The sequence below is a fragment of the Rhizobium sp. 2MFCol3.1 genome (assembly GCF_000377565.1).
Lineage (GTDB): Bacteria > Pseudomonadota > Alphaproteobacteria > Rhizobiales > Rhizobiaceae > Rhizobium.
In genome coordinates, this window is record NZ_KB898355.1 from 484,684 (window position 1) to 495,376 (window position 10,693).

At 63.1% G+C, this 10,693-nt stretch carries 7 protein-coding genes; all 7 read right to left on the reverse strand.

Annotated features, from left to right (window positions below):
- Positions 1-56 precede the first annotated feature (56 nt).
- The 7 genes from D460_RS0108135 to bcsN all read right to left on the reverse strand — a co-directional run bounded on the left by D460_RS0108135 (position 57) and on the right by bcsN (position 10,418).
- Positions 57-725 (reverse strand): HAD-IA family hydrolase, encoded by a 669-nt coding sequence (locus D460_RS0108135; RefSeq protein ID WP_018898043.1) that lies wholly within the window; start codon positions 723-725, stop codon positions 57-59.
- Positions 726-854: 129 nt separating this feature from the next.
- On the reverse strand, positions 855-1,022 hold the full coding sequence (locus D460_RS36355; protein ID WP_165936891.1) for a hypothetical protein: 168 nt from the start codon (positions 1,020-1,022) through the stop codon (positions 855-857).
- A 130-nt stretch (positions 1,023-1,152) separates the two neighbouring features.
- The gene (locus D460_RS0108145) at positions 1,153-3,525 is read right to left on the reverse strand and encodes a hypothetical protein (protein WP_018898045.1); all 2,373 of its coding nucleotides are present in this window, start codon (positions 3,523-3,525) and stop codon (positions 1,153-1,155) included.
- Complete coding sequence (locus D460_RS0108150; protein ID WP_026282914.1) at positions 3,522-4,574, reverse strand: glycosyl hydrolase family 8; 1,053 nt, start codon at positions 4,572-4,574, stop codon at positions 3,522-3,524. Before D460_RS0108150 ends, D460_RS0108145 begins: the two co-directional genes overlap by 4 nt.
- Complete coding sequence (locus tag D460_RS0108155) at positions 4,571-7,162, reverse strand: cellulose synthase BcsB subunit (RefSeq protein WP_018898047.1); 2,592 nt, start codon at positions 7,160-7,162, stop codon at positions 4,571-4,573. The genes D460_RS0108150 and D460_RS0108155 overlap by 4 nt, the downstream gene beginning before the upstream one ends.
- Positions 7,162-9,351: a UDP-forming cellulose synthase catalytic subunit gene (gene bcsA / locus D460_RS0108160; RefSeq protein WP_018898048.1), complete on the reverse strand. Its 2,190-nt coding sequence runs from the start codon at positions 9,349-9,351 to the stop codon at positions 7,162-7,164. Before bcsA ends, D460_RS0108155 begins: the two co-directional genes overlap by 1 nt.
- A gap of 59 nt (positions 9,352-9,410) precedes the next feature.
- A complete protein-coding gene (gene bcsN, locus D460_RS0108165) occupies positions 9,411-10,418 on the reverse strand; it encodes a cellulose biosynthesis protein BcsN (RefSeq protein WP_026282915.1) in 1,008 nt (335 codons plus the stop codon).
- Positions 10,419-10,693 lie beyond the last annotated feature (275 nt).

The following is a 10,693-nucleotide window of genomic DNA, read 5'->3' on the forward strand; positions in this document are numbered from 1 at the left end:
CGAGCCGAAGAGCAGATGCCCGCCGCAGGTCTCGCGGCGGGCATTTTCGTTTTTGTTTACTTGCCGAGGCCGATTTTGCCGTCCTCGTAGATCCGGACCTTAACGTCCTCGTAGGAATGAAGTGTCGGATGCGAGGTCTCGAGGTCGTGGTGCTGCGTCGCCGTGATGACCAGAACATCGGAGCCGGCGGCTTCGCCCGCCAGGATGCCCGCCTGCACATCTTCGAACACTAGGCATTCGCTCGGGCTGAAGCCCAGACGCTCGGCGCCCAGGATGTAGCATTGCGGATTGGGCTTGCCGATCTCGACATCGTCGGCAGTCACGATGAATTTCGGTATCGGCAGGCCGGCGGCTTCCAGGCGCTTATGCGCAAGCCGAAGCGGCGACGAGGTCACGATTGCCCAGCGATCAACCGGCAGCGCGGCCAGGAACGCGGCAGCGCCAGGCAGCGCGAAAACGCCTTCGACATCGTTGATCTCGGCTTCGGTGATGGCGGCTGCTTCCGCGACCGGATCGACGCCCGGCAGGTTCAGCTTGGCGATGGTGTCGACACCACGCGCGCCGTGCATGGTCGGAAGGAATGCCTCGACATCAAGCCCCTGCCGTGCGGCCCATGCTCCCCAGACGCGCTCGGCGGCGAGAAGAGAGCTCAGGATCGTGCCGTCCATGTCGAAAAGGAAGGCGGAGTAGGGGCGGTCGAAGCAGGAAGGCGTGGTATCCGACAATGGACGAGCTTTCTCATCTGTGACGGACAAACGTACTCGCCCGTCTTCGTTTTCTCGCCAGCGGGGATACCTGATCCGCCCCGACATTGAAACCGCCCAGAAGGAGAAAACCTGCCACCGCAAGGCAGATCAGTGGAGATCCAGGCTGAGCTGCTGCCCCTTGATCTTGGGGAGCGGCAGTCCGATTTCGATCTTGCCGAAGACGCGGCGGCGGCGTTCGGCATCGCGCTCTCGCTCCGCCCGCGACGCGGCCACGACCGCCAATGCGTTTGCTATGACTTCCTCAGTTCTTGTCATACGCTTACCTCGCTATTTGTTCTTGTTATGTTCTATTTTTAGAAGAACGTCAAGAGCAGTTAGCTACAGCGCGCTTTGCTAGGGATTGGCTGCGGAGACACGCCATGCGCATCACCGGGATTTACAGGGATTATTGTTTGCCTTCGGGATGCGTCGCATCCTTCAGATCCGCGAGGCCACGGTATCCATCCTTGCTGCCGACCGCTGCGGCGGCATTGAAGATGCGCTCGGCGTCTCCGTACATCTGCAGGTTCATGTAGCTATAGCCCCTGAGAACCATCAGATCGATGCGTTCCTGCTGCAACTGCGCGCGCTGGTCCAGATAGACAAGCGCCTCGCGGTAGCGCTTCGCCGTGAAAGCGGCGAGCGCTCGATCGGCGAGGATGGAAACCTGTAGTTCCGCTGCCCGCTGGCGGGTCTGCGGCGCTTTGGTTGCCGCGACGGCGGCATTGTTGGAGAGCCCGGCGCGCAGATAGGCAAGGCTTTGTCCATAGGCCGCGTCCTCGCGCACCTTGCGGGTGGGGCTGGCGAGCGCCGCCTCGAAAGCCTCTACTGCTTCCATCGGGCGGTTCAGGTCCATCAGGCACCAGCCGCGGTTCAGCGCGCTTTGGGGATCGAGCAGCCGCGCATCGACCGTCGTCGAGCATCCACGGATCTGGCGTGCGCCACGCGTGGCAGGGGCGGGTCGCGATGCCTGCTGAATTGGCTCCGCCTGTCGCGGCATCGGGCGTTCGGCCGGCGCAGCCGCAGCCACAACGGGAGCGGGCTCGGCGATCACTTGCGGCTGGTAGGTCTGCGCCTGCGGCGCCTGGACCTGTTGCGGCTGAACTTGCTGAAGCTGCGGAGCCTGACCGGGTCCGGGAAGGGGCGCGCGCACTTGCGGCGTCAGGGCCGAGGTCTCGCCGAGTTGCGCGATGCGCGCCGAGCGTCCCGCCCACAGGCGCTGCACTTCCGCGACGCCTCGGTGGTCGTTCAGTTGCTCGCGCGTGATCACCAGGCCATAGGCAGACGGTTCGTCATCGGGCTTCCAACGCAAAGCCGTTTCAAACCAGCGCGCGGCGGTCTGCGGCTGATTGAGCGAGCGTGCGTACCAGCCGAATTGCTGCGCCGTCGGCACGTATTTCTGCGCGATGATCTCGGTCGCGATACGGCTCAACACTTCCTCGGGAATATTCGCCGGCGGCTGCAGCGCCATGAGGTTGGCGGTGGCGGCGAGATAGGTCGCGGTGGCGTCCTTGGAATCGCCGCGCCACTTGTACATGACGTCTTCGGCTTCCTGTTCCTTCTTCTCCGCGATCAGCGCCAAGGCGAGGCCTTGCGAAGCGCTGGCGGAATCTTCCTTTGTACGCGCGGCACGGAACCACTTTTCCGCGTCGGCGTAATTCTCGCGGCGCAGGTGATACCAGCCGAGCAGGAGGTTGTCGGAGGCGAGCCCCTGTGTTTCGGCCAGTCGCTGCACCAGCGTCAGGTAGTCGGGCGATACGGCGAGGTCGGGATTGGCATTGCCGGCGGCGACGAAATTGCGCGCGAGGTCGTTGCGGATGCTGTCGAATTCACGGCCGCCGTTTCCATCCGGTCGCTCAAGGCCGAGCAGCACCTGCATCGGCGCATATGGCAACAGGCCGGACGCCTTTTGCATGGTCGCCAGACGCTCCTGCGGATTGGTGCAGGCCTTCAAAATGTAGGTATAGGCATCCTGCGCCCGCTGCGTGCGGTCGGTGCGGGCGAAGGCTTCCGCCACGCGCCACAGCACGTCGATATCGGCGCAGGTGAGCAGGCTCGGCGTCGCCGCGCCAATCTGTACGACGGTCGTATATTGCTTCAGGTCGGAGGCGTTCACCAGGCGGGCACGTGCTTCCGCCACGTCCAACCTGTCGAGCAGATCGGCCGGCGGTTGCCAGCCCGCTTCGGCTCCCTGCCGGTCAGCTATCGACTTGCGAAGCTCGGCATAGCGGCCCTCGGAATAAAGCTGCCACATGGCCTCGAGCTGCTTGTCGCCGCTCTGCGGAATGGCGAGCGGATCAGCCGGCGGCACCCAGTTCGGATAGAGCGCCTGCAGCCGTGATATCTCTGCCTGCAGTCTCGCCTTGTCGCCGCGGCTCGCAAAATAGCGAAGCGCGCTCTCGTCGACCTTCGGTGCGGCGGGCTGGGCACTTGAGGAGGTCGCGGCTGGTCGCTGCGCTGCCGGTTGTTGTGGCTGCTGTTGCTGTGCCTGGGCGACGGCGTCTGACTGTGGGGTCGCCGCGTCACCTTGCGGCTGTGCGTTGGGCGTGGTCTGGCCGCCTGCTGCTGCCTGTATCTGCTCGGCGATCGACTGCATGTCGGTCGCCGGCTGCTTGGCTGGGCCGTCAGGCCCGCTGATCCTGCCCATCAGCATCAGCTGAGGCGCTTCTGTCGGATGGCCGAGGCCGAGCATATCCTGAATGGCGGCGCGGTCCTTCAGAGCGGTGACAAGACCTGCCACCACCACTGCGACCGACACTGCGACAAGCGAGGATTTCAAAGGCACTCTGGATGTTTCTCCGCGACGAAGGCCAACCCCAGGAGTTGAAGGGTCGATGGATAATAAAGCGATGGCGCGAACTGCCGGGACGATTCAGGTAGCTTCGTCCCTTGTGCTACACAGGCCACAACATCGTTAACAATTCGATAACCAGCGTCATCAAGTGATTGTTTCGGCTGGCCGTCCTTCAGGTTGATCGTTGCCGGCGCGCCATTGCCGGCGGTCATTCCCGACGATAATCGTAAGAGCAGTTCCTTGTCCGAAACTCCCGCCCGGGCGAGGTAAAGCGGGATGCGGATGGCGTTGTAGCCGAACTCCGCATCAAAACCCTCGGCCGGCTGCGGCTGACGGTGAAGGCTCACCCAATCTGCCGGCAGCTTGCGCGGTCCGAATTGCATCGAGCGCAGCAATGCCAATCCGTCCTCGGTCAGCGCACCCCACGCGTCGGAGGGGGCGAGCAGGGCCATGACGGGAATGGCCTCGTAAATCCAATAGGACGGGTTGATGACCGGGCCGTCCTTGCGGCCGGGAGCATTGAAACCCTCGACACCGGGAAGCAGGATCGTGCGCCCGCCCGACTTGACGACAGCGTTGGCCAGAAGCGCGTTTGCGATCTTGGCGGCGGCTTCGAGATAGTCGGTGTTTTTCCAGGCAGAGCCTGCCAGCGCCAGCGCATAGGCAATCAGCATGTCGCCATCGGATGCGTTGTTTGCATCGGTCACATGCGGCTTGGCCGATGGGTCCCATTTCCAGACCGCAAGTCCGTCGTCGCGCAGCAGCAACTCGGTCCGGGTAAAATACCAGATCTGCTCGAAATCGGCCTGGTCGTTTGCGAGATAGGCGAGCCACATGCCGTAGCCCTGTCCCTCGCTATGGCTGATGTTGCCGTTCGCATTGTCGATGATGCGACCGCTCGGGTCGAGGAACTTCGCCTTGTAGGCGCTCCACGAGGCGGCATCGATTTTCGCCGTCTGCGCGGATGCGGGCTGCTGCAAGCCAAGCAGCGATGCGAGCGCCACAGCCACCATTATCGTCAGCCACCCTCTCATTGGCGGCGGCCCAGTCTTCCAAGCATGCCGGCGGTGGCAACGCCGATCAGCAGCGACAGTACGACGAGCAGGACAGCATAGGACAGGACGTTGGTCGACAGCCAGTTCGCTGCAATCAGTCGATAATTGGCGAACGTCCAGTTCTCCGTCGCAATGAAATCGAAACGGCTGACCGGGACAGTATCGATCTTGCCGGTCGCGGCCGAATAGGTCGTCACGTGCCCCTCGATCTCGGGCCAGTTCAGCTGTGACGTCATGGCATCAGCACCTTCCCTGAGATCTTTGGCGGATGGCGCGGTCACGATCGTCCAGGTCCCGTTGCCGGCTGTATTCGCGCCCTGTGCGATCATGAAGCTGTTCGTGTTCGAGGGCGCAAAAACCTGCTCGGCACCGGGTATGAATTGTAGCGTGCTCAGCGAAATATCGAAGTTGCGACGCAGCCACTCCTGGAAGGAAGTGATCTGTCCCTGCCAGACGCCGCCGCTCACCTTGGAGCGCCATTCGTCGAACATCACGTTGGTCTCGCTGGGAGTCGTCTGTGTCGCGGCGAGCGGCCGCCATGTCGCCTGGCTGGTCGTCGCGATGTTGAGCTGCGACAGCACCGCCTGCGGCATCTGCGAAATGGAGCCTACGAAGATTGCGTCGCGTTCGCCGATCGCGCCCGGCGAGGCGGCGGGTTCGACGTCGATCGGCCGACCTGCCATCAAGGCCATCTGGCCGAGCACGGTTGCCGTGGCGGAGAGCGTGTCGGGGTCTACGCGGTCGATGAAGAGTGGGGTTGGAGATGCATCGCGGCTGTAGGGGTAACCCGTTCCGGCGAGTGCCGCCAAATTGGGGCGTTGGCCGACCCGGGCGAAGTCGGGCATGTGAAACTCGCTGGTGTCGAACAGCGCGAAGCGCGGTCCCGCGCCGGCCGCCGTTCCCGGCACGCACACATTGTCCTCATCCGTCTGCAAGATCGTCTCGATCGATACCGAGTTCAAACCGGGCTTGAAGTGTCGCATCGTCACGCGGATTGGCAGATGACGATAGATGCCGCCGCCTTTCGTGGTGATTGGTAGCGTCGAGGCGATGTTGCCGTTGACGTAGACATCGATATGGCTGCCCGGCAGCACATTCTGCGTATAGGCGGCATCGAGCAGCACCGTCGCCTCGCCATAGGCATTGGCGTAAAAATCGGCCGGTACGGCGATGTTGAAGGTCGTGCGGAAGCGCCTTCCCGAGAACTCGGTCGATTTGACACCCAATTGCGAGAAGGCGATCGTCCTGTCCGAGAATATCAACGGCGCATCGGGCGCGGTCCACCGCTGCGTGGCGAGCGCGTCTCGGCGCACCGTGACGGCGCGGTCGGTGGTGGAGACGATCGTCTCGATTGCTGTCGCGATCGCCGGCCAGGATGGTCCGGTGATCAGAAGCACGGTCTGGCCGGAGCGCGGATCGGTCGCGAAGGTCGCGAGCGGTGCCGTCTGCGCGGCGACCGGTACGGCAAACAGCGGCTGCAACTCGCTGGGCGTGCCGACCACGACCGTCATCCGCCCCGGAGACGAAGCGGGCAGGGAGCCGCTTGTAAACGACATGGTCTGGTTCGGCATGCCGCTCAGGATCGAGAGACCTTGCACCAGCCTCAGGAGCGGCTTCGTGGTTCCCGGCTGATCGAGCGCGGGAACGACGAAATTGAACGCGGTCTGGCCGGCGCCGTCGACGCCGATCGCGCGGATGGCGTCGGTGCTGGAAAACTTGGCAGCCTCTTCGCCGACGAAGGTCAGATAGGTCTGCGAGGGGTCGATATCCGACCAGAGTTCGTAGGTCGACTGCACGGTGCAATCGGTGCGGTGGCGTTGCTTTGCTTCGATCGTGAGCAGGTTAGCGCCCGGCTGCAGCAGGCGCGGCTGGATGCTCAAGGAGACGGTGGACGCTCCATCCGACGAGCCGACGGGCTGCTCTCCGATGACCCTGTTGTTGATCAGGATCGTGAATTGCGAGCTCTCCGGCGCGACGACGATGGCGTTCTGGTAGGTGAAGTTGAAGGTCGCCTGTGCCGCGGCCTGCTCTGGCGTCAGGTAGACAGACCACGATTTGCGGTCATATTCGCCGTCCAGCCCAAGCTTTGCGAAAGGCACGACGTAGCGGCGCGATGTGCCGGGAGGCAGCGGAGCAGACGCTGTTGCGGCCGCTGATTTCTGCGGTGGCTGTGCTGCTGGTGTTGCAGTCTGCGCGGCCGGCGTCGGCGGCGATGCTAGCCCTGGCAGCGTGGCGGGTGCATCCGCCTGCGCTGGTGGAGATGCCGGCTGTTGCGCGGTCGGTGTCGCGGGAGTGACGGCGAAAGGCTGCAGAGGCGTCACGGCTGCCGGCGGGGCGGCAAGTGCGGGTGTCGCGGGCGGTTGTGTTGCGGGCGGCTGTGTTGCGACCGCCGGCGCCGGCGTTGTTGTTGGAGCGGAAGCAGGGGGTGTCGCCGGAAGCGTCAAGCGCGGTACGGCGGGAATCGCCTCCGGCGGACGTTCGCCCGTCATGTCGAAGGGCGACGTCTGCGCGTAGGCCAGCGCCGTGGCGGCAAGCAGGAAGCCGAGGGATGTGGCGATCTTGCGCATCAGCCATTCACCTTCGAGACTTGCCGCTGCTCTTCACGCTCAGGCCGCATGCTGCGGAAGAAATAGACCAGGCCGCGGCTCGTTTGGTAGAACGCAAGACCGACAAACCAGATCGTTCCTCGGATCAGACCGGGGTTGCGGCGACGACCTTCCTGGAATTGCGTCCACTGTGCCGAGTTCGCAAACATCAGGTCGGCGATAAGCCGGTGGTCCAGCGCGCTCTTCGGGACATACTGGCAGCCCACCGCAAGCAGTCCGTCCGTCGGCTGGATGTTGCGCACCACGAGCGGTAGCGTTTCGAGATCGGCGCCGCTGAACGGACGGAAGCGAACTTCGCCTTCGACGCCGACCAAAGACTGCTCCAGCTGCTTGTCGAACACATGCAGGCGGGCGCCGTGCACCGACACGTCCTCGATGGACGCCGTGTACCACTTGCCGTTGATGCCGAACTCCGCGCGACGGTTGACGCGCACGCGGCGCGACGAAGCGCGTTCGCCGCGTTCCGACACGACGCCGAGCGCACAGCCGGCCATGATCAGGTTGATCAGGTTCCAGCCGCCGACGACGAGCGTGACGTCCGCCTTATAGGGCTCGGTGTAGATGCGGTAGATGGTGACGATCAGCGCGATGATCTGCACCGCGAAGATGACGAAGAAGGGGCGGCTGATTTCCGACAGTCGGCTGACGGCGATCGACTCGTCCTTGGCGGTCACCTTGAAGGTGGGCTTCCTCGGGTTGAGCATGACGGAGATTACCGCCGGTAGCAGATGGACCGTCTGCACATATTCGTAGAGCTCGGAAATCCACGGCCAGCGGAACGAACCGTAGAGGTAGTTCTGCATGATGAGGTTCACGAGCATGTAGGCGAGCGTATAGGCCAGGAACTCGCCGCCGGAGGCGGTGAAGATCTCGAGGTCGAAGAACAGGTAGCACAGCGGCGCGAACAGGAAGACCGTGCGCGGGAAGGGGAACAGCCAGAACAGCGTGGACGACATGTAGCAGAAGCGCTGCGGGATGGTCAGGCCGCGCTTGAGCAAGGGGAAGCGGAATCTGAGGATCTGCATCATGCCCTGCGCCCAACGGCTGCGCTGGCCGATGAAGCTCGCGAACGTTGCAGGCTGCAGGCCGGCAATCAGCGGCTTGTCGACATAGATGCTGTTCCAGCCGCTTCCATGAAGTGCCAGCGCGGTCTCGCAGTCCTCGGTGATGCTGATGCCGCTGAAACCGTTTTGCGATTCCAGCGCCTTGCGGCTCAGAACCGCCGCAGAGCCGCAGAAGAAGGCCGCGTTCCACTTGTCGAGCCCGCGCTGGATGATGCCGTAGAACATCTCGTTCTCGCTCGGCATGCTGTCGAAGGTGCGCAGATTGCGTTCCAGCGGATCGGGATTGATGAAGAAGTGCGGCGTCTGCACCAGGAAAAGCTTCGGATCGTCGTCGAAATAGCCGACGGTTTCGAGCAGGAAGTCGCGCGCCGGCGCGTGGTCGGCATCGAACACCGCGATCAGCTCGCCGGTCGAGTGCTGCATGCCATTGTTGAGATTGCCGGCCTTGGCATGCTCGTTACGCTCGCGCGTCAGATAGCGGACGCCGATTTCCTCGCAGAGCTGCTTCAGCTCGTTGTGGCGCGCGACGGCGGCCTGCGCCTCAAGCAGCTTGTTCGAATTGCGCTTCTGCACCGTCCCGCCGTCGTCAAGCAGCCAGACGGTCAGCTTGTCCGCCGGATAGTCCATCGCCTTGGCGGCCGAGAGCGTGTTGGCGAGAAGGTGGGAGTCCTCGTTATAGGTCGGCACGAAGACGTCGACATGCGGGAAACGCTGGAGTTTGCCTACGCGCGAAGGGCGTGGCGGCAAGGGGGTGGCGACGATGAAGAGGCTGAGCGCCAGCATGGCGACGCTGTACATCTCGGCGAGATAGAGCAGCAGGCCGGGAATGAAATTTTCCGGCTGGTTGACCGGCGGCAATGTGTTCGTCGTTCGCCAATAGACATAGCGCATGACGATCGCGGTACCGAAGGCGAGCGCGATCAGGCGCCATGTGCCTTCACCCTTCAGGCCCTTGATGATCGCCATCACGGCAACCACGGTGATGCTGGCGATCAACTGCGCCTGCAAATTCACCGGCAGGGTCACCAGCGCGACCACACAGATCGCAACCACTGCCCAGATCAAGATGCTGCGGGCCTTATGCATCGGCGTTCCTTCAAAGGCATTGTGCCGCGCATCGTTCCCGGTGCCGGCCTAGCTGATCGTCATCTCTGGCAGGCGGCACTCGCCGCATTGCCGATGCATTCGGGCGATGGCACGTTCACTCCGCTCGCTGTCATCGTCTGTTGCGGGGCTTGCTGGCGCGCGGAAGCACTTGGCAATGCGGGTGCATCCATCGGCGCCTGTGGCACGTTTCCGGAAAGGTCAGGTCCCGGCACGCGGGGGCCGATGGCTGGCGGCAAGGCCGGCGCCACAGGCGCACTGGCGGCCGGGCGAACGGCTGCGCGTCGCACTGGAGCGGGGCGTGAGAAAGTTTGCGTCGGGGCCGGTTCGTAGCCGATCGGCATCGGCGTCGAGCGATAGCCGCCCTCGTCGGGATAAATAGGGTTTCCTGGGCGTCCAAGGGTCGGGTCGCCCCCTTGCGTCATGCCGTAGGGGTTCCAGATTTCGCCGTTGAACGTGCCGATGACCGTATAGCCGTACATCACGCCCAGCAATTGCCGCTCGGTCGCGCGCGCATCGCACAGGCGCAGGCGAACCTGAATCATGCCGAAGTTGCGGGCTTGCGTCTGGTCCGAACGGCTGGAGCGGATCTGCTGCCATCCGTAGACGCAGGTATCGCCGCTGCGGCTGGTGCCTGAGGCATAACCGAAGGGGCCATAGCTGTTTTGAAGGAACGTCGCGGAACGCGCCATCCGCACACCGGGGACAGACGCAGCCATCTCGCGCGCAATGGCGCTCTCATTGACCATCTTGTAGGACGAGTTGCCGGCGCCTGGGTTTTCGCCGCGCCCACCAAGAAACTGCACCTTGAGGAAGTTCTGGCCGGGAACCGAGGACGATGTGAACAGCGAAATGGATTGATCGACGCCATTGCCGCGCTTCTGCTCCACGACACTCACGATCGACGGCCCACCGGGTGGCGGCAGGACAAGCGCCTTCTCGCTCGCGATTGTTTCAGCGGCGCTCGGTTGTCTGATATTTCCAGTCGATGTGCAGCCGGCGGCAAGACCAGCCAACCCAGCAAGGGCCATCAATCTTAGCAAACCCATGTTTCCGATCGCCGCAATCGTATTTCCATGTATCCGGCGCAATTTTGACACCGGACCCTCGAATCAACGACCTGACGGCCGCTAAGTCATTGTAAACGACGGGCATGGTTAACCAATCGTTAATTTGCCGATCGTCAGGCCGGTAGCGGCAGGCTTCGTGAACACAAAAAGTTGCTTGCGTCGATACGTCGCCATGCGGGCGATACTGTTCGGGCATCCGCTTTGTTGGCGATGCGCAATTAGATAGACCTAATAATAAAGGCAGAAAAATACTT